Here is a 19,568-nt window from a genome sequence, read left to right on the forward strand (position 1 = left end):
AGCTGAGGCGATGCCGGTTGACACCGCATCGGGGCCGGTCAGCCGTGCTGCGGCGGGTTGCGGGACGGGGCGGGTGACATCCGGATTCCATCCCCCGTCCATCGGACGCCCGCTCAGCGGCGCCCTGGGCAACCGGGTCCGACGTCCCGGCAGAAGAGCGCGGTGAGCGGATGCATCCGGTAGCGGCCGTCCGCCGTGGGAAGCAGCAGGCCGTGCTCGGCGAGCAGGTCCAGCAGCGGCTCGACCCGGGGTTCGGGACGGCCGAGCAGCCCGGCGGCGGCCGCCACCTCGAAGCCGCCGGAGCCCAGTGGCGCCAGCGCCCGCAGCGCGGCGGCGGCGGCCGGTCCGCCCGGCGCTCGGCGCAGTCGGGCCCGGGCCGAGCCCAGCACCCGCAGCACTCCCGCACCGCCTGGGCTGAGCTCCGCCAGCCGCTGCTCCTCGTCCGCCAACCTGGCCGCCAGCGCGCCGAGTCCATGTCCGGGGCGGGCCAGCAGCCGGCCCCCGGCCACCCGCAGGGCCAGCGGCAGCCCGGCGCACGCGGCCAGCACCGCGCCCTCGTCCTCGCCCTCCCCCGCCTCCCCGACCAGCCGCCGCCACAGCCGCCGCGCGTCACCGGCCCCGAGGCAGTCCAGCGCCACCGGCCGGCCCCCGGGCAGCCCGGCCAGCCGCCCCCGCGCGGTGACCAGCACCGCGCAGCTGGGTGAGCCCGGCAGCAGCGCCGCCAGCTGCGCCTCGTCCCGCGCGTCGTCCAGCACCAGCAGCAACCGGCGCCCCGCAGTGACCGAACGGAACAACGCGCCGCGCCGGGCCGGTTCGGCGGGCAGCGCCTCGGCCGCCACCCCGAGGTCGCCGAGCAGCGCGCCCAGCAGCGCGCCCACCTCGCCGGGCCGCCCGTCGGCCTCGTGCAGCCCGGCGTAGAGCTGGCCGTCCGGGAACCGCTCGCGCAACCGGTGCGCCACGTGCACGGCGAGCGCGGTCTTGCCCACCCCCGGCGGCCCGCTGATCACCGCCACCGGCACCGCCCCGCCCCGGCGGCCCCGGCTCGCCGCGAGACTCCGGATGAGCAACCGCGCCTCGGCCACCCGCCCGGTGAAGTCCGGCAGATCGGAGGGCAGTTGGGCCGGACGGCAGACCACCCGCAGCCGGGGCCCGGGCGCCGTCGCGCCGCGGTCCAGCTCCAGGCTCGGGTCACCTCGCAGGATCAGCCGTTGCAGCTGCGCCAAGTCGCCGCCGGGCTCAAGCCCTTGACTGTCGATCAGGTGCTGGCGGGTCTCCGCGAAGACCGCCAGCGCCTCGCTCTGCCGGCCGGCCCGGTACAGCGCCAGCATCAGCAGCCCCCGCAGCCGTTCCCGCTGCGGGTGCGCGGCGGCCAGCAGGCCGAGTTCGGCGACCACCTCGTGCTGGCGCCCGAGCAGCAGCGCCAGTTCGAACCGCTCCTCCTGGGTGGCCAGCCGCAGCTCGGCCAGCCGGCTGCGGTGCACCGCGGCGAACGGCCCCGGCAGCCCGTCCAGTCCGCCGCCCCGCCAGAGCGCGAGCGCCCGGTCCAAGGTGTCGGCCGCTCGGGCCGTCTCGCCCGCCGCGCGCTCGGCCCGGGCCCGCGACCGAGCCGCCTCGAACTCGTACAGGTCCAACTCGCCGGCGCCGACCGCGAGGCGGTAGCCCGCGCCGTACGAGGTGAGCACCGCACCCGCCGCCCGCGGCGGCCGCTGCGGCTCCAGGATCCGCCGCAGCCGCGAGACGTAGGTGGCCACCAGGCCGGGCGAGTTGACGGTGGCGCGGACGCCCCAGACGGCCTGCACGATCTGCTCCCTGGGCACCGGCTCGTTGGCGCTGAGCAGCAGCACCGCCAGCACCGCGCACTGCATGGCGGGCCCCGGATCGCGGGCCTGCCCGGCCCGGCGGACCAGCAACGGCCCGAGCAGCTCGTAGCGGAGCAGCTCACCCACCCCGGCCCGCGCGACCATTCCTCCGCTCCCCTCACCCGTGGGAGCCGCCCGCGGGGTGGACCCACGGTGGACTAGACCAGAGGCGGCGTCAACACGCCCGGGAGAAATACTTGTCGCGCGAGCGACAACGCCGGTGCGCGGCAACGACATCGAGCCCCGGCGGACACGACACGGACACGACACGGCGACGCCACCGAACGACAGAAAGGCCGAAGGCCCGGAGGAGAACCTCCGGGCCTTCGACTTAAGTAGCGGGGACAGGATTTGAACCTGCGACCTCTGGGTTATGAGCCCAGCGAGCTACCGAGCTGCTCCACCCCGCGTCGTTGTGTCTCAACCATAGCACGCTCGCGGCGGCCCCTGCGCACACCACCGATCCGGCGATGGGCGCAGGGGCGCAGCTCAGCGGCTATGGCGAGGCGCTCGCGCTCGGCGTACCAGTCGGTGCCGGCGCGGTCGGCAACGGCGGGGCGGCGGGCCCGCCGGTGTCCTTCTGGGCCGCTGCCGCCGCCGCGTTGAGCGCGTCCTGCAGCGCCTTCTGCGCCGTCCCGTAGGCCGCCCAGTCGCCCGCCTTCATCGCGTTCTGCGAATCCGTCTCGGCCTTCTGCGCCGCGGCCAGCGCCTGCTTCAGCGCCGGGTCGACCGTGCCGCCGCCGGTACCGGTACCACCGGTACCAGCGGTGCCACCACCACCGCCCGTGGCCGGCGGCGTCGTGCTCCCGACGGTGCTGGTCCCCCCGCCGGCCGGCAGCACCCCGGTCGCCCCGGGCGCCGTACCGAGCGCATCGGTCAGCGCCGCCCCCAGGTTGTTCTCGAAGCCCACGTTGTCGTTGCCGTAGACCGCGAGCACCTTCTGCAGCACCGGGTAGCTGGAGCCGCTGCCCTTGACGTACACCGGCTCGACGTTGAGGAACCCGCCGCCCACCGGCAGGGTCAGCAGGTTGCCGTAGTCCAGGTTCGCGTCGCTGCCGTTCTTCAGCAGCGTGATCTGCGAAGCCACCACCGAGTCGGAGTTGAACTTCGCCTGCACCTGGCTGGGCCCCGGGGTGTTGCTGTCGCTGGGCACCGTGAGGATCCGGATCTTCCCGTAGTCGGGGCCGGGGTCCGAGTCCACCGACATCAGCGCCGCCAGGTTGGGCCGGCCGCTGGGCACGAAGGTGCTGTTCAACGAGAAGGTGGCGGCGGCCATGTCCGGCATCCGCAGGGTCAGGTAGTACGGCGGCTGGGCCTGGTTGCCGCTGTTGGTCGGGTCGGCCGGCACCTGCCAGATGTCCGTACCGTTGAAGAAGGCGGTCGGGTCGGTCATGTGGTACATGCCCAGCAGGTCGCGCTGCACCTTGAACAGGTCCTGCGGGTACCGCAGATGCGGCAGCAGGGCGGCCGGGATCGCGCTCGTCGGCTGGACCGTGCCGGGGAACGCCTTCATCCAGGTCTTCAACACCGGGTCACCGGCGTCCCACTGGTACAGCGTCACCTTGCCGGTGAACGCGTCCACCGTGGCCTTGACCGAGTTGCGGATGTAGTTGACCTGGCCGGCGTCGCCGACCACCTGGCCGCGCTGGTTGCTGAGCGAGTCCTTGGTGGCGTCGCCGAGCGTGGTCTTGGAGGCGAAGGGGTAGCCGTCCGAGGTGGTGTAGCCGTCCAGCACCCAGGTCAACTGGCCGTTCTGGACGACCGGGTAGGGATCGCCGTCGATCGTCAGCCAGGGCGCGACCTTCGCCACCCGCTCCTGCGGCGTGCGGTCGTAGAGCACCTTGGCGCCGGTGGTGATCGCCCCCGAGTAGAGGATCTGCGGCTCGTCGAACTTGACCGCGTAGGCGGCCCGGGTGATCGGGTTGTTCAGCGAGACCCCGCTGTCACCGGTGTACTGGTAGGTCTGCGCGCCGCCGTCGGCGGTGTTGTCGATCTCGTGGTTGGAGCCGCCGACGATCGAGTAGGTGTTGGTGTTCTCGCCGTAGTAGATCCGCTGCTGGTAGTCGCCCAGGTCACCGGTGGTGGGCAGGCCCGACTCGGTGAAGACCGGCTGGCCGTTGCTGTTGACCTGGTTGCCCTTGGCCGCCACCACGCCGAAGCCGTGGGTGTACTTGAAGTGGTCGTTGATCCAGTTGTGCTGCTGCACGCCGTTCGGGTTCAGCTCGCGCACCCCGATCACGGTGTCCTGCACGCCCGGTGTGCCGTTCGGACCGGCGGTCGCGCCGCTGTACCGGTCGACGTCCAGGGTGGCGGGGAAGCCGTAGTACGAGCGCTGCTGCTCCATCTGCTGGAAGGTCGGCGAGACCAGGTTGGGGTCCAGCAGCCGGATGTCCGAGATGGTCTGGCTGTCCTGCTGCACGGCGGAGGCGGCCGCGGCCCCGTTCGGCGAGTACACCTGGGACTGGCTACCGGCGATGCCGTAGGCCTGCCGGGTCGCGTCGATGTTCTGCTTGAGGTACGGCGTCTCCTTGGCCTGCTCGTTCGGCTTCACCTGGAACTGCTGCACGATCGTCGGGTAGAGCCCGCCGATCAGCACCGCGGAGAGCGCCATCAGGCCGAAGCCGATCAGCGCCGGAGCCCAGGTCCGCCGGATCGGCGTCAGGAAGAAGAGCAGCGCGCAGATGATCGCCACGCAGAACAGGATGGTCTTGGCCGGCAGGAAGGCGTTGGCGTCCACGTAGCGCAGCCCGGTGTAGCCCGGCACGCCCTTGTACGAGGCGGTCTTCACCGCCAGCGCGTACCGGTCCAGCCAGTACGCGACCGCCTTGAGCAGCACGAAGAGGCCGAGCAGCACCGCGAGATGGCCCTGCGCCCCGGCCGTGGCCCGGCGCCCGGGACCCTGCAACCGCAGGCCGCCGTAGAGGTAGTGCACCAGCGCTCCGGCGATCAGCGAGACCACCACCGCGCTGAACGCGAAGCCGAGCAGGAACTCGTACCACGGCAGGTCGAAGGCGTAGAAGGCGACGTCCAGGTGGAACTGGCTGTCCTTCACCCCGAAGTCGGTCGCGTTGGTCCACAGCAGCCACAGCCGCCACTGGCCGGCCGCCGCTGAACCCGCGATCAGGCCGACCAGCAGCGAGATGCCGATCAGCAGCCACTTGCGGAACGGCGCCACGCCCATCCGGTAACGGTCCAGGCTCTGTTGCTCGACCGACATCGCCGCCAGCGGCGGCCGCAGCCGGTGCGCCACCCAGATGTTCACCCCGGTGGCCACCGCCATCGCCAGCCCGAAGACCGCGAACAGCGCGACCTTCGTGCGCAGCTCGGTGCTGAAGACCCTCGAGTAGTGGACCGACTTGAACCAGAGCCAGTCGGTCCAGAGACCGGCGAACAGGACGAACCCCAGGAACAGCAGGACCAGGACGCCCACGGTGAGCAGCAGGACCTTGGCGCGACGGGATGGCGGACCGACCCTCGGCCGGAAACCCTGCCCGCCGCGGTCGGGCATCTGGAATACCAAGACGGCACCTCTGCTGTTGAAGTCGGGTTGTCGGACAGGACGGGGACTCGACCGGATCGGAACGGGCCTCAAGGACAGGCAACGCCAATCCGCCCGCCCCGGAGTGCAACTTAATCAGGCTCTCACCGAGTTCCCAGGCGCAGGGCGCGTTCCGCGCGGGTCCGGCCAGGGGCCGCGCGGCGACATGTGAGGATGGAGCCATGTCCGATGCTCGTAACACCCCCACTCCGGCCACCCCTTCGGCGGACGGCCTGCCGCCGGCCGCGACCCCGCTCACCCGCGCCGCCCTGGAGATCGACGAGTACGTCGCGGGGCTCGGCTGGGACAAGCCGGCCCGCCTGTTCGCCCTGGTCGACAGTGCCCAGCTGCGCCGCAGCGACCCGGCCGTGGCCAAGCAGCTCGGCCTGGAGGGCGAGACGGCGGGCAACCTGACCCCGGTCGAGCAGGAGGAGCTGCCGCCCGGCACGGCGCTGGACGAGTTCCTCGGCACCATCGCCTGGCCGGACATGGTGGCCGGCTGCGCGCTGGTGGTCGAGCGGCTGATGCTGCCGCCGGGTGCCGAGAAGAGCCGCCCGGCCGGCGCCACCGAGGCGCAGCTGGCCGAGTGGGTGGCCAACCACCCCAACCGCCAGGAGGTGCGGATCACCGCCGCCGTGCTGCGCGACGGCAAGCGCGAGATCGCGCTGCGGCTGCGCGAGAAGGACCTGGCACGCGAGGTGCTGACCGGCCCCGACCTGGTGCCGGGGCTGACCAAGGCGCTGCTGGCGACCTTCTCCTGACCCCGGCCGTCTCAGTCGCCGGTCACTTCGCCGGGCAGGAGGCGAGCGCCGATTCCTGCCCGGCCCGGATCTGACCGAGCGCCTTGAGCGCGTCGTTCAGCGTGTCCACCTTGATCAGCCGGAGCCCCTTCGGGGTGTTCGCGCCGGCCTCGGCACAGTTGTCGCTCGGCGTGAAGAAGTACTGGGCGCCGGCGTTGCGCGCGGCGATCACCTTCATCGAGATGCCGCCGATCGGACCGACGTTGCCCTTGTCGTCGATCGTCCCGGTGCCGGCCACGAACTTGCCGCCGGTCAGGTCGGTGGGGGTCAGCTTGTCGATGATGCCGAGCGAGAACATCAGCCCGGCGCTAGGCCCGCCGACGTCCTGCAGCCCGATGTCGATCTTGAACGGGAAGCTGTGGTCCTCCTCCGGCTGGATGCCGACGAAGGCCTTCCCGGTGCTGGGCGAGGTGGCCGTGGTGATGGTGACCTGGTTCTCGTCGGCCGGCGTCGGCGTCCCGCTGTCCTTGGCCTGCGGCACCACCGTGAAGACCACGCTCTCGCCTGGCTTGTGCTTGGTGACCAGCCCGGCCACCTGGTCCTGACCGGTGACCGCGGTGCCGTCCACCGCGACGATCCGGTCGCCCGCGTGCAGCTTGCCGTCCGCCGGAGCGCCGGCCACCACCGAGGAGACGACCACCTCGGAGCCGACCGGGATGCCGAGCTCGGTCAGCGCCGCCGCCTTGGCGCTGTCCTGGGAGTTGGTGAACTCCTCGGCGTTCTGCTGCTCGGCCTGCTGCTCGGTCTGGCCCTTGGGGTACAGGTTGTCGTGCGGCACCACCAGGACGTCCGAACGCAGCCAGCCGACCACCACCGAGACCAGGCTCGGCTGGTAGTCGGCACTGGTGACCTGGACGGTCGTCATGTTCAGGTGCCCGCTGGTCGGGTACGTCTGGTGCCCGGTGATGCTGATCACCGGGGTCCCGGCCTTGTCCTGGGCGCCGAGCGTGTTGTACGTCGGCCCGGGGCTCAGCTCGGAGTACGGCACCGACAGGAACACGGAGACGCAGAGCAGCGCTATGAGCATCAGGGTGGCGGCGAGCATCGTCGCAGAGCGGCGTGGCATGCCACGACAGTACGGGACCAGCGCTTGCCGCCGCCCGCCGGGCTAGGAAGAAGGGGAGCTGTCCGTGCCACCGCCATCGGCCCGCTGGCCGGCGGTGCTGCGCTCCATCGCGGCCAGGAACCGCTGGTGCTCGGCGAGTGAGGCGCCGTCACCGACCGCCCTGCGCGGTCGTGCGGCCCAGGACGCCCAGAGGACGGCGATCACGCCCGCCGCGACGGGGATCCCCAACCAGGCCAGTGCTCCCATGTCCGGTCCTCCGAATCCGTCGTGCCTATCAGCACATTAACCGCCCGGCGTGAGAACGGCCGTGGCGCCATCCGGGTTACGGCGAAGCGCAGACCGCCACCCCGTGGACGTATTCGTAGGACCGCCCCACCGCCGAACGGGTTCCCGGGCGGACAGGCTCGCGGCACTAGCAGGAACCGGCGCCGACCCACTCCTCCTCGCCGTCGGTGAAGACCTGGTGCTTCCAGATCGGCACCTCGTGCTTGAGGTCGTCGATCAGCTTGCGCGCCGCGGCGAACGCCTCGCCGCGGTGCGGGCAGGAGACCGCGACGATGACGGCGGCGTCGGTGATGTCCAGCCGGCCGATCCGGTGCACGGCGGCCAGCGCCCGGACCGGGTAGTCGGCCACCACCTTCTCGGCGACCCGGCGCATCTCCTGCTCGGCGCTCGGGTGGCAGCTGTACTCCAGGGCGGCCACCGACTTGCCGCCGTCGTGGTCGCGGACCGTACCGACGAAGATCGCGGTACCGCCGGCCGCGTCGTCGCCGACCGCCGCGTAGACCTCGTCGAGCGAGAGCGGGGTGTCGCGGATCGCGAGCAGACGGATGGGGTCGTGGTTATCGGACATGCTCCCCATGATCCGTCATCCCCGGCGGGCGGCGGCAATTGTCGGGTCGTCCAAGCCGGCCCGGCTCCCCGTCGCGGCCTCGCCCGGCCCGCTACTGGCGGACCCGCTCAGATCCGGCGGCGCTTGCGGGCCCGGCGCACCAGCGCCGCGGTGCCCACCAGGGCTACCGTCGCACCCGCCGCGCCCAGGCTGGTGGCGGCCTCCTTGCCGCCGAGGCGCCGGCCGGCCACCGCGTGCTTGCCGGCGACCTGCGCCAGCAGTTCGGCCAGCACCTCCTCGTTGCTGTACCTGGGCCGCCAGCCGGCCTCGTGCAGCCGGCTGCCGGAGACCACCCACGGGTACATCGTGTAGGCCAGGTCCCCGGCCGGGGCCGGGGTGAGGCCGAGCCGGTGCAGGCGGGCGGCGGTGCCCAGGGCCAGCGAGGCGGGCAGTTCCATCCGGCGGATCCCGGAGAGCTCCTCGACCTCCTCCTGCTCCAGCCAGCCGTCGCAGCCGACCGTCACCTCGCCCTCGACCAGCCCGAGCGCCGCGTACTCCAGCGCGCCGGCCAGGTCGTCGACATGGCAGAACTGCCAGCAGGGCCGCGAGCCGGCCACCACCAGCAGCCGGGGCGCCTCGAAGTGCCGGGTCAGCACGGTGTCCACGCCGGGACCGACCACCACGGCCGGGCGCAGCACGGTGACCTGCAGCCCGGGATGCGCCCGCGGCGCCCGGTGGGCGAGGCGCTCGATCTCCAGCAGGTCGCCGACCAGGCTGGCCTCCTCGGTGGCCCGCAGCTCGGAATCCTCGGCCAGCGGCACCTCGTTGTCCGCCAGCGCGCCGTAGACCATCGCGGAGGTGCAGAGCACCACCCGGTGCACACCGGCGGCCGCGGCGGCGGTCAGCACGGTCTGCGCGCCCCGAACGTTGTAGGCGCTGCGGGCCCGCGGGTCGGACTCCATGTTCAGGTCCATCGCCAGGTGCACCACCACGTCCACCCCGCGCAGCCGCTCGGCCACCGCCGGGTCCCGTACGTCCAGCACCCGCCACTGCACCCCGGCCGCCTCACCGCGCCGATCGTCGATCGCGAGCACCTTGCGCACCCCGGGCGAGCCGGTCAGGCGGGCGGTGACCCGCTCGCCCAGCACGCCGGCGGCGCCGGTGACGGCCACGGTGAGCGGTCGGCCGCCGTAGGCTGGGGACGCGGACGCAGGCGCCACCTGCGCCTGCTCGCCTCCGGTCAGCCCAGAGCGAACGTCCGAAGGCGGGGAACTCACCGGCCATCCTCCACGGTTAGCTTATGTGCGTACGTACGAGTGTCACGTACGGTCCATCCTGCCCGAGGAGAGGGCCTGGCGGTGCACCCGGCGCGGGCGAGCCCGCCGTCCGCTCCGCGAGTTGTCCGACCACCTGCTCGAACCCGCTACTCCCACTTGCTTTCCCGCCACACCACCCAGCGCGTGACGGCCGACCAGATCGAGGACCCCGTGAGCGACCTCCCCTTCGGATTCGGTGTCCCGCCCGAGGAGCCCGAGGAGGGCAAGGACCAGGGCGGCGACGGCAACAAGGACGACCAGGCGAAGTCCGGTGCGTCCGGTGACCAGCCCGGGCAGCCGGAGCCCTTCGGCTTCGGCGGCAACCCGTTCGGCGCGTTGTTCGGCATGGGCGGGGCCGGCGGCCCGGCCGGCGGCGCGGGTGACAACCCGTTCGCCGCGATGATGGGCGGGCTCAACCCGAACGACCTCGGTGCCGCCTTCCAGCAGCTCGGCCAGATGCTCTCCTTCGACGGCGGCCCCGTGAACTGGCAGCTGGCCAAGGACATCGCCCGGCAGACCGTGGTGGCCGAGCCGGTCGAGGGTAAGCAGAAGGACCGGTCGGTGAGCGCCGCCGAGCGCTCGGCCGTCGAGGAGGCGGTCCGGCTGGCCGAGCTGTGGCTGGACTCGGCCACCGAGTTCCCGTCCTCCTCCGCCCGCGCGGTGGCCTGGAGCCGGGCCGAGTGGATCGAGGCCACCCTGCCGGTCTGGCAGGAGCTGGTCGACCCGGTCGCCGAGCGGGTCGGCAACGCCATGGGCGGCGTGCTGCCCGAGGAGATGCAGGCGATGGCCGGGCCGCTGATGGGCGTGGTGCGCTCGATGGGCGGGGCCATGTTCGGCACCCAGATCGGGCAGGCGCTGGGCGCGCTGGCCGCCGAGGTGCTCGGCTCCACCGACGTCGGCCTGCCGCTCGCACCGGCCGGCAAGGCCGCGCTGCTGCCGCAGAACATCGCCGAGTTCGGCGAGGGCCTGAACGTGCCGGCCGAGGAGGTGCGGCTCTACCTGGCCCTGCGCGAGGCCGCCCACCAGCGGCTCTTCGCCCATGTGCCGTGGCTGCGGGCGCACCTGTTCGGCGCCGTCGAGGCCTACGCCCGGGGGATCAAGGTCGACACCTCCCGGATGGAGGAGCTGATGGGCCGGCTCGACCTGGAGAACCCCGAGGCGATGCAGGACGCGCTGGCCGGCGGCCTGCTGCAGCCCGAGGACACCCCCGAGCAGAAGGCCGCGCTGGCCCGCCTGGAGACGGCGCTCGCGCTGGTCGAGGGCTGGGTCGACGCGGTGGTGCACGCCGCCGCCGAGCCGCACCTGCCGCAGTCCTCCGCGCTGCGCGAGACGCTGCGCCGCCGCCGGGCCACCGGTGGCCCCGCCGAGCAGACCTTCGCCACCCTGGTCGGCCTCGAGCTGCGGCCGCGCCGGCTGCGCGACGCCTCCCGGCTGTGGGCCTCGCTGGCCGACGCGCGCGGCATCGAGGGTCGCGACGGGCTCTGGCAGCACCCCGACATGCTGCCCACCGCGAGCGACCTCGACGACCCGGACGGCTTCGTGCACCCCGGCGGCACCGAGATCGCCGAGGGCGGTCTGGACTTCGACGCGATCGACAAGCTGCTCGGCGAGGCCGCGGCCGATCGGGGCGGGAAGCGCGCGACGCAGGACGAAGAGGGCGCGCCGGGCAAGCCGGACACCCAGGACGGCTCTGGCGGGCAGGCCGAGCAGAAGGACGAGCAGAAGGACGAGCCCGAGGCATGATCCACGCCGACGCCGTCCGGGTACTGAACGCCTGGACGCCCGAGGAGGCCGGCCAGCAGCAGCTGCGCCACGACTACCTGGCCCACCTGGCCGAGCACCCGGACGGCCTGTGGCGCTCCTGCCGGCCCGCGCACATCACGGCCAGCGCACTGGTGGTGGACCCGGCCGCCGGGCGGGTGCTGCTCACCCTGCACCCCAAGGTCGGGCTCTGGCTGCAGATGGGCGGCCACTGCGAGCCCGGCGACGAGACGCTCGCGGCGGCGGCGCTGCGCGAGGCCACCGAGGAGTCGGGGATCGCGGGGCTGCGGCTGCTGGCGGTCGGCGGGGCGGCGGAGCCGGCGCCGGTGCTGCTGGACAGCCACCAGGTGCGCTGCGCCGGCAAGGACCAGCCGGAGAACACCCACCTGGACGTGCAGTTCCTGGCGCTGGCCCCGGCGGGCGCACAGGAGGAGATCAGCGAGGAGTCACTCGACCTTCGCTGGTTCGGGTTCGACGCGCTGCCCGAGTTGACGGACGCCTCGCTGCGGCGGCTGGTGCAGCTGGGGCGCAAGCTGGTCGGCTGAGACCGACCGGTCCGATCCACTGGGCGTTCTGACGCTGCCTCAGCCGCCTCAGCCGCAGACCTCGCCCGGTTCGGCCGGCGCCTCGGGCGCGCCGGCCGACCGTGCGCCCGGGACGTGCGGCAGCCGGGCGGCGCCGGCCACGCCCTCCAGGTAGCCGCGGGCGCGCTCGGTGCGCGGGTAGGCCTCCAGCAGCGCCCAGAACCGGGAGCCGTGGTCCGGGACGAGCAGATGCGCCAGTTCGTGCAGCAGCACGTAGTCCAGCACGTACTCGGGCATGCCCTGGAGGCGGTGGGAGAGCCTGATGGTGCGTTCACTGGGGGTGCAGGAGCCCCAGCGGGAGTTCTGGTTGGTGACCCAGCGGACCTGGTCGGGGCGGGCCCGGCCGTCGAGGTACGCGGTGGAGAGGCGGGCGGCCCGCTCGGCCAGCGCGTCGTCGCCGAGCGTGCGGCGGCTCTCCTGGGCGGCCAGCTTGTCGAGCATCTGGCGCACCCAGCGCTGCTCCTCGGCTGACGACATCCGGGCCGGGATCAGCACGATCGTGCGATCGCCCTCGCGATAGGCGGAGACCGTGCGGCTGCGGCGGGCACTGCGGCGGACCTCGACCGGACCGTGCTGGGGGTGGGCGCCGGTGGTCGGTGCGCCCGGGCCCGGCGCTGATGCCGGTGCCGATGGGGCCGGTGCTGCTAGGCCTGGTGCTGCTAGGCCTGGTACTGGCGGGCTCTGCCCTGCCGACGCGCCCTGCCCTGCCGGCCGCCCGCGCGTACCAGGCGTCGCGACTCCCGACCCGGCCGCTGCACGGGCACGCCGAGGCGACGCCGAGGGCTGGGAGTCCCGTTCGGCTGCCATGGCACACGACGTTACCCGCTGGCACTGACAGAAGTCCGCTGCCCCGGCCGAATTGTTTTCAACAACGGTCGGGTGTGGACGGCGGCTGGTCGACGCCGGGCTGACGAGAAGGATGAACGTCTTGAACACTCATCAGTTGTTCTCCACTGCCTGTGGATAACCGGCTTGGCGAATTCCCGCAGCTGGGGCAGGCTTTGATCACCTGAAGCGACCGAGTGGTTTCGCTCGGACACCGGGAGAGGAGGTCGCCATGCGTCCGATGCTCAAGTCCGCGTTGTCCCGGACCTGGCGGGACAAGCAGACCCTGCAGTTCGGCACCGAGCCCGAGCGGGCCCACGTGGTGGACCAGGCCGATGAGCGGTTCTGCGCCTTTCTCGACCTGCTCGACGGCGAACGGGACGGCCCGGCCGTGGCGGCGGCGGCCGAGGGCCTGGGGCTGGCCCCCGGGTACGTCACGCAGGCGCTGCGCTCGCTGACCGAGACGGGCCTGCTGGACGACGCGGCAGCGGTGGAGCAGGCGCTGGCCGAACTACCGCCCAGCCGCCGGGAGCTGCTCGGCCCCGATCTCGCCTCGCTCTCGTTGCTCCATCCCCGCCCCGGCGGCGGCGCCCAGGTGCTGGCCAGGCGGACCGGGCTGCGGGTGGAGGTGCGCGGTGCCGGGCGGGTCGGCACGGCCGTGGCGGCGGTGCTGGCGGCCGGCGGGGTGGGCGAGGTGCGGGTGGTGGACCAGGGACGGGTGCTGCCCGGGGACTGCGCACCCGGCGGTATCCCGGCCCAGGAGGTCGGGCGGACCAGGGCGGCGGCGGCCCGCGAGGCGGTGCGGCGCGCGGGCGGCCTCCCCGGCCAGGCCACGGCGGCGTCCCGGTCCGCGCGGACCGAGCCCGCCGGCCGCCCGCCCGATCTGGTGGTGCTCGCCCCACGGGACGGCAGCGGCGCCTACGCGGGAGATGCCGTCGAGGCACACACCCTGATGCAGGCGGGCACCCCGCACCTCTATCTCGGGGTGATCGAGCACCTGGGTGTAGTCGGGCCGCTGGTGCTGCCCGGTGCCTCGGCCTGCGGTCGCTGCCTCGGGCTGGCCCGCACCGACCGGGACGCGGCCTGGCCCCGGGTGCTCGCCCAACTCTCCGCCACGGGTCCGGCCCAGCCACGCGAGGTGGCTTGCGACGGCGCGGTGGCCGCGGCGGTGGCGGGTCTGGCCGGCCTGCACGCGCTGCTGCTGCTCGACGGGGTGCGGCCGCCGAGCGTGGACGGCTGGTGCGAGGTCTCCGCCCTGGACGGCATGGTGCGCCGGCTCCGGCTGCCGCCGCACACCGAGTGCGGCTGTTTCTGGCGCTGACCGGCCGGCGCCCACCGGCAGCCGTCGACGCCCGTCCCCGGGACGCCGAAGACCCACGGCACGGGCCCCGGCCGGGTCTTGGGGAGGAACGGGCACAATGGCACCGTGACCACCGTCCCTCAGCCGCCGCAGCCGCGGCAGCTGTCGGCGCACGTTCGATTGGGAGGCCCCGGTGAGCGATCTTCCGCGCAAGGCTGTGACCCGCACGGCAAGGCTCGCCGCCCTGCCGTTGGGGATAGCGGGCCGGGCCACCCTGGGGCTGGGCAAGCGGATCGGCGGCCGGTCGGCCGAGGTCGTCACCGCCGAGCTCCAGCAGGCCACCGCCGACCAGCTCTTCAAGGTCCTCGGTGAGCTGAAGGGCGGCGCGATGAAGTTCGGGCAGGTCCTCTCGGTCTTCGAGGCGGCCCTGCCGGAGGAGGTGGCCGGGCCCTACCGGGCCGCCCTGACCAAGCTTCAGGACGCGGCTCCGCCGATGCCGGCCGCCAGCGTGCACACCGCGCTGGCCGAGCGGCTCGGGCGGGACTGGCGGGCCAACTTCCGTACTTTCGACGACCGTCCGGCCGCCGCGGCCTCGATCGGCCAGGTGCACCGGGCCGTCTGGCAGGACGGGCGGCGGGTCGCGGTCAAGGTCCAGTACCCCGGCGCCGGCGACGCCCTGCTCTCCGACCTCGCCCAACTCAGCAGGGTGGCCTGGCTGCTCGGGCCGCTGATCCCCGGTCTGGACATCAAGCCGCTGATCACCGAGCTGCGCAGCCGGGTCGCCGAGGAGCTCGACTACGCGCTGGAGGCCGAGGCCCAGCAGGTGCACGCCGAGGAGTTCGCCGAGGATCCGGACATCACGGTGCCGGCCGTGGTCGCCCAGGCCGACCAGGTGCTGGTGACCGAGTGGCTGGACGGCACCCCGCTGGCCGAGGTGATCACCGGCGGTACCAAGGCCGAGCGCGACCGGGCCGGGCACCTGCTGGCCCGGTTCCTGTTCGCCGGCCCGGCCCGGACCGGGCTGCTGCACGCCGACCCGCACCCGGGCAACTTCCGCCTGCTGAAGGACGACGGCCCGGCGAGCGGCTGGCGGCTCGGGGTGATGGACTTCGGCACCGTCGACCGGCTGCCCGGCGGGCTGCCCGCGCCGATCGGCGACTCGTTGCGGATGGCGCTGGCCGGGGACGCGGTCGGGGTGCTGGACATGCTGCGGGCCGAGGGCTTCGTGAAGCCGAACATCGAGCTCGACCCGGACGCCGTGCTGGACTACCTGCGCCCGATCATCGAGCCGGCCGCGGTGGACGACTTCCACTTCACCCGGGCCTGGATGCGCTCCCAGGCGGCCCGGATCGCCGATCCCCGCTCCCCCGCGTACAACCTGGGCAAGCAGCTCAACCTGCCGCCGGACTACCTGCTGATCCACCGGGTCACCCTGAGCACCATCGGCGTGCTCTGCCAGTTGGGCGCCCAGGCCCCGTTCCGCAACGAGATGCTCGCCTGGCTCCCCGGCTTCGCCGAGATTTGAGCCGCCGGCCGAACCGCGCACGACCGTGCCCGGCCCCCGCTGTGCGGGGGCCGGGCACGGTTGTGTCAAGGAGCCGTCGGTACCGGTGCTGACCGCAGGTCAGAGCACCGCCGCGGCCAGGGCCTTGCGGGCCCGCAGCGAGGCGCGCTCGGCCTTGCGCCGCAGCCGGAAGGCGCGGACCAAGCGTTGGTCCTCAGCCTCCTGGAGGCGTTCTTGCATATGGGCACGGGCCAGGTTTTCGTGCATGAGATGCATCTCAAGGGTCCTGTTCTGGATGGAGAGTTCAGTGGTCTGGTCGGCGCGGGCGCTGGGCCCTGCGGTGATCGCCATGTCGTGGTCCTGCTCGTGGTGCGTGGTCGGGTAGGGGGTCTGTACCGCGGCATCAGCCTGGGCAAGGGCGATGCGGACGGAGTGGCGCAGTGCGCCGTCCGCCGGGGGGCATTCCCGGTGGACTGTCGCTGCTCGGTGCGCCGGGTTCACGCCATGACCTCGGTCTTGCGCGGGCGGCCACGCGGCCGCTTGCGGGCCACCACGACACCCTGGACGAACAGCTCGCCACCCCAGACACCCCACGGCTCGCGGCGGTCGAGGGCGCCGGCCAGGCAGGCCTCCTTGACCGGGCAGGTGCCGCAGAGGGACTTCGCGTACTCGACGTCAGCGGGCGTCTCGGCGAAGAAGACCTCGGGGTCGAACGAACGGCAGGGGATGGGAGCGCCGAGAGTCTCGGCGTCGTCGAGCGCGGTGATCTGCATGAGAGAGCCTTCCGGAGGAGGGAATGGAGCGGGCGCGGCCTGGGTCGGCGTTGTCAGCGGTACGGACGGGAGGGGCGGTGTGATGACCGTGGACACTGTTTGCGTCTTCCTCGTCTTGGTTGTGGTTCCGGTCCAGCCGACTGGTCGGGCTGGACCGGAGGCCCCGAGGGGCCTGGTGGTCTGTCGTACCGGAGAAAACAGAAGGGCCGCGGATCCCGGTATACGGGTTCCGCGGCCCTGGAGTGCCGACCTGAGGGTTCCTCAGGTTCGCTCTCTCCAGGGTTCAGGCCCGCGGAAGGCCCGGATCCGGATGGCCTCGGCGCCGATAAAGGCGGCCTTGGCCTGGTTGATCAGCTGCTCGTCCTGCTTCTGGGCGGCTCCGGCACCGACGGCCAGCAGATAGGCGCCATGCTTGGCCGCCGCTTCCACTGCCTTCGGTGCCTCGGTCGGTCGCTCATCGCGCATCACAGGCGAAGAGTCGAAGGCGACCTGGGCCCAGCCGAGGGACAGACCGTTCTCGACAGCCGTCCCCGTGGTGCTACCGGAGAGCACACTGGTGCGCAGGGCACCGGTGGTACCGGTCGCGACGACACGGGTGGAGTCGAGACCCAGACCGCCGCGAACACCCGACAGCGAGACACCGTCGACGGGGGCACCGGTGGTGCGGGCACCCGGGACGGAGAGACGCGAGCAAGCGGAAACAGCGGCCTGGCCAGTCAGTTCGGCGCTCATCTGGATCTTCACTGTCTTCGCCTCCTCTCGGCGTCTCGCGGTGCCCAGTCTCCCGGGCTCCGGTGTTCGGATATTCGGTCGGTCCTACTGTCCTGCGGCGAAGCTGCCCTGCCGCGAGGCAGGGGTGAAGCAGGTCATGCGGTGGTACGCAGGGGTAAGCCGGTCCAGGAGAGCTCCCGATCGGCTTCGCGGTCTCGTCCCCTTGACCGCTCCGGCAGGCTATTGCGCTTCATGCACAGCGCGCAAACTATTTTTCCGGCGAGTTTCGGGACTGCTCCCCGGGCCCTTCGGACGGCTCCCCCGGCGGCTCCTGCCGAGCCTGCTCCGCGTCATCCGCGGCGAGGTCGCCGACGGCTTCACCCGAGAGGTCGTCCGCCTCGGCGGCCTGCTCCTCATCGGGGTCTTCCCCCGCGCACAACGAGAGCACAGCGGCCCCGTACTTGTCCAGCTTCATGGCACCGACTCCGGAGATCAGGCTCAGCTCTCCGGTGCTGGTGGGGGCGTCCTCGGCGATCGCCATCAGGGTCGCGTCGGTGAAGACCACATAGGCCGGCACCGCTTGCTCCTTGGCCCGCTTGGAGCGCCACTCGCGCAGCCGCTCGTAGAGGCCCTCGTCCATCGTGGAGGGGCAGCCCTCGCAGCGGCGGAGCTTGCGCTCCACCGCCTCGGTCAGGGTGCGCCCGCAGACCCGGCACTTGACCGGCCCGCGCGGCGCTCGGCGCCCCGCCGAGCGCTCCGCCCCGCCCTCCACACCACCGCGACCGCCGGGTGAGCGCCCGGCGCCCGCGGCCGAGCCAGGGCGCAGTCCGTCCAGGAACCGGCTCGGTTTGCGGCTGGCCCGGCCGCCGGGCGAACGCGACAGCGCCCAGGAGAGCGAGAGGTGCTCGCGCGCCCTGGTCACCCCGACGTACAGCAGCCGGCGTTCCTCCTCCAGTTGCTCGTCGGTCTTGGCGTAGATGATCGGCAGGGTGCCCTCGGTCAGGCCGACCAGGAAGACGGCGTCCCACTCCAGGCCCTTGGCGGCGTGCAGCGAGGCGAGGGTGACCCCCTCCACCGCGGGGGCGTGCTGGGCGGCGGCCCGGGCGTCCAGCTCGGCCACGTAGGCGGCCAGGTCGGCCGGCTCGCCGGCGGCCAGCCGGGCCGTCTCGAACTCCTCGGCGAGGCGGACCAGGGCGGCCAGCGACTCCCACCGCTCGCGCACCGCGCCGGAGCCTGCCGGAGCGGTGGCGGTGAAGCCGCGGGTGGCCAGCACGGCGCGGACCTGGGCGGCGAGGTCGGGCGCGTCGGCGGTCAGCGGATCGTTGCCGGCCCGGGCCGCGCCGCGCAGCAGCAGCCCCGCCTCGCGCACCTCGGGCCGCTCGAAGAACCGCTCGGCACCCTTGAGCTGGTAGGACAGGCCGAGGTCGGCCAGTGCCTGCTCGTAGACCTCGGACTGGCCGTTGGTCCGGAACAGCACCGCGATCTCGCTGGCCCGCACCCCCTGGGCGAGCAGCTCCTTGATCCGGTGCGCGGTGCTCTCCGCCTCGGTGGGCTCGTCCGCGTACTCGGTGTAGACCGGCTCGGGCCCGGCCGGGCGCTGCGAGACGAGCTCCAGGCGGTGCCGGGCGGCCGCGCCACGGGCCTGCGCGAGCAGCCCGTTGGCCAGGTGCACCACCTGCGGGGTGGAGCGGTAGTCGCGGACCAGCTTCACCATGGTGGCGTCGGGGTGCTTGACCCGGAAGTTCAGCAGGTAGTCGGGGGTGGCACCGGTGAAGGAGTAGATGGTCTGGCTGGCGTCGCCGACCACGCAGAGACTGGCGCCCGCACCGCCGCCGGTCCACTGGTCGAGCAGCCGCTGCTGGAGCGGCGAGACGTCCTGGTACTCGTCCACGGTGAAGTGCCGGTACTGGGCGCGAACCCGCTCGGCGATCTCCGGGCGGTCCTCCAGGATGGCGGCGGTCAGCAGCAGCACGTCCTCGAAGTCGATGACGTTGCGGTCGCGCTTGGCCTGCTCGTAGGTCGCGTAGACCCGGGCGATCTCGGCCGGGTCTCGGGGCGCGTCCCGGCCCGCCTTGACCACCGCGACCGGGTAGTCGTCCGGCACGATCTGGGTCACCTTGGCCCACTCGATCTCGCCGGTCAGGTCGCGCAGCTCGGTGCGCTGCACCCGCAGGCCGCTGCGCCCGGCGGCCTCGGCGACCAGCTGGACCTTGCGCTCCAGCAGCCGCGGCACCTCGCCTCCCACGGCGCGGGGCCAGAAGTACTGCAGCTGGCGCAGCGCGGCGGAGTGGAAGGTGCGGGCCTGCACGCCGTCGGCACCGAGCTGGCGCAGCCGGCCGCGCATCTCGCCGGCCGCCCGCGCGGTGAAGGTGACGGCCAGCACCTGCTGCGGCTGGAAGACGCCGCTGCGCACCCCGTAGGCGATCCGGTGGGTGATCGCCCTGGTCTTGCCGGTCCCGGCGCCCGCGAGCACGCAGACAGGTCCGTGCAGCGCGGTGGCGACGGCACGCTGCTCCGGGTCGAGCCCGGCCAGCACGGCGTCCGGGTCGGCCGGGCGGACGCCGTAGCCGCCGGGGCCGCCCTGGGAGTCGATCGACAGCTCTTCCTGCATGGGCTCCATCCTCTCAGCCCGGCGGGCCGACCGGCCCGGTCCGGACATCCTGACAGGAATCGCCGACAACCCGCCCCGAGTTGTCCAC

Annotated in this window: 15 protein-coding genes, 1 tRNA gene and 1 pseudogene; 5 read left to right on the plus strand and 12 right to left on the minus strand. The window is 73.1% G+C overall.

Annotated features, from left to right (window positions below):
* Window positions 1–113: 113 nt before the first annotated feature.
* The 3 genes from P3T41_RS03845 to P3T41_RS03855 all read right to left on the minus strand — a co-directional run bounded on the left by P3T41_RS03845 (window position 114) and on the right by P3T41_RS03855 (window position 5,367).
* Complete coding sequence (locus P3T41_RS03845; protein ID WP_280687594.1) at window positions 114–1,964, minus strand: AfsR/SARP family transcriptional regulator; 1,851 nt, start codon at window positions 1,962–1,964, stop codon at window positions 114–116.
* 231 nt (window positions 1,965–2,195) lie between these two features.
* A tRNA-Met gene (locus P3T41_RS03850) sits at window positions 2,196–2,269 on the minus strand.
* Window positions 2,270–2,355: 86 nt separating this feature from the next.
* Window positions 2,356–5,367 (minus strand): UPF0182 family protein, encoded by a 3,012-nt coding sequence (locus P3T41_RS03855; protein ID WP_280688021.1) that lies wholly within the window; start codon window positions 5,365–5,367, stop codon window positions 2,356–2,358.
* 212 nt (window positions 5,368–5,579) lie between these two features.
* Here P3T41_RS03855 and P3T41_RS03860 point away from each other — a divergent pair, with 212 nt between their 5' ends.
* Window positions 5,580–6,158: a PPA1309 family protein gene (locus P3T41_RS03860; RefSeq protein WP_280687596.1), complete on the plus strand. Its 579-nt coding sequence runs from the start codon at window positions 5,580–5,582 to the stop codon at window positions 6,156–6,158.
* Between the two features lie 22 nt (window positions 6,159–6,180).
* On the opposite strand, the gene P3T41_RS03865 is transcribed toward P3T41_RS03860, so the two are convergent.
* From P3T41_RS03865 to P3T41_RS03880, 4 genes are all read right to left on the minus strand, one after another.
* Window positions 6,181–7,263 carry a PDZ domain-containing protein gene (locus tag P3T41_RS03865; RefSeq protein WP_280687598.1) on the minus strand — a complete coding sequence of 361 codons (1,083 nt, stop codon included), beginning with the start codon at window positions 7,261–7,263 and terminating at the stop codon, window positions 6,181–6,183.
* A gap of 42 nt (window positions 7,264–7,305) precedes the next feature.
* Window positions 7,306–7,509 carry a hypothetical protein gene (locus P3T41_RS03870; protein WP_280687600.1) on the minus strand — a complete coding sequence of 68 codons (204 nt, stop codon included), beginning with the start codon at window positions 7,507–7,509 and terminating at the stop codon, window positions 7,306–7,308.
* A gap of 166 nt (window positions 7,510–7,675) precedes the next feature.
* Window positions 7,676–8,125 (minus strand): molybdenum cofactor biosynthesis protein MoaE, encoded by a 450-nt coding sequence (locus P3T41_RS03875; protein WP_280687602.1) that lies wholly within the window; start codon window positions 8,123–8,125, stop codon window positions 7,676–7,678.
* 98 nt (window positions 8,126–8,223) lie between these two features.
* Window positions 8,224–9,315: an NAD-dependent epimerase/dehydratase family protein gene (locus P3T41_RS03880; protein WP_280687605.1), complete on the minus strand. Its 1,092-nt coding sequence runs from the start codon at window positions 9,313–9,315 to the stop codon at window positions 8,224–8,226.
* Between the two features lie 267 nt (window positions 9,316–9,582).
* Here P3T41_RS03880 and P3T41_RS03885 point away from each other — a divergent pair, with 267 nt between their 5' ends.
* Together P3T41_RS03885 and P3T41_RS03890 are read left to right on the plus strand one after the other, a co-directional pair.
* On the plus strand, window positions 9,583–11,154 hold the full coding sequence (locus tag P3T41_RS03885) for a zinc-dependent metalloprotease (RefSeq protein ID WP_280688022.1): 1,572 nt from the start codon (window positions 9,583–9,585) through the stop codon (window positions 11,152–11,154).
* Entirely contained in the window at window positions 11,151–11,717 is a 567-nt protein-coding gene (locus P3T41_RS03890) for an NUDIX hydrolase (protein ID WP_280687606.1), read from the plus strand. The genes P3T41_RS03885 and P3T41_RS03890 overlap by 4 nt, the downstream gene beginning before the upstream one ends.
* A gap of 48 nt (window positions 11,718–11,765) precedes the next feature.
* Here the strand turns inward: P3T41_RS03890 and P3T41_RS03895 are convergent.
* Window positions 11,766–12,320 (minus strand): annotated as a pseudogene (locus P3T41_RS03895) (M48 family metallopeptidase); the annotation flags it as partial.
* 493 nt (window positions 12,321–12,813) lie between these two features.
* Between P3T41_RS03895 and P3T41_RS03900 the strand changes: the two are divergent.
* Window positions 12,814–13,902: a ThiF family adenylyltransferase gene (locus P3T41_RS03900; RefSeq protein ID WP_280687608.1), complete on the plus strand. Its 1,089-nt coding sequence runs from the start codon at window positions 12,814–12,816 to the stop codon at window positions 13,900–13,902.
* A gap of 172 nt (window positions 13,903–14,074) precedes the next feature.
* A complete protein-coding gene (locus tag P3T41_RS03905; RefSeq protein ID WP_280687609.1) occupies window positions 14,075–15,406 on the plus strand; it encodes an AarF/ABC1/UbiB kinase family protein in 1,332 nt (443 codons plus the stop codon).
* Between the two features lie 99 nt (window positions 15,407–15,505).
* Here the strand turns inward: P3T41_RS03905 and P3T41_RS03910 are convergent, their stop codons facing one another.
* The 4 genes from P3T41_RS03910 to P3T41_RS03925 form a co-directional block, all read right to left on the minus strand.
* Window positions 15,506–15,826, minus strand: a complete 321-nt coding sequence (locus tag P3T41_RS03910; RefSeq protein WP_280688024.1) for a hypothetical protein — start codon at window positions 15,824–15,826, stop codon at window positions 15,506–15,508.
* Window positions 15,827–15,882: 56 nt separating this feature from the next.
* Complete coding sequence (locus P3T41_RS03915) at window positions 15,883–16,215, minus strand: WhiB family transcriptional regulator (RefSeq protein ID WP_280688026.1); 333 nt, start codon at window positions 16,213–16,215, stop codon at window positions 15,883–15,885.
* Between the two features lie 204 nt (window positions 16,216–16,419).
* A complete protein-coding gene (locus tag P3T41_RS03920) occupies window positions 16,420–16,902 on the minus strand; it encodes a hypothetical protein (protein WP_280687610.1) in 483 nt (160 codons plus the stop codon).
* Between the two features lie 235 nt (window positions 16,903–17,137).
* On the minus strand, window positions 17,138–19,405 hold the full coding sequence (locus tag P3T41_RS03925) for an ATP-dependent DNA helicase UvrD2 (RefSeq protein ID WP_280688027.1): 2,268 nt from the start codon (window positions 19,403–19,405) through the stop codon (window positions 17,138–17,140).
* Window positions 19,406–19,568: the final 163 nt, after the last annotated feature.

The sequence above is a fragment of the Kitasatospora sp. GAS204B genome (assembly GCF_029892155.1).
Classification (GTDB): Bacteria; Actinomycetota; Actinomycetes; order Streptomycetales; family Streptomycetaceae; genus Kitasatospora.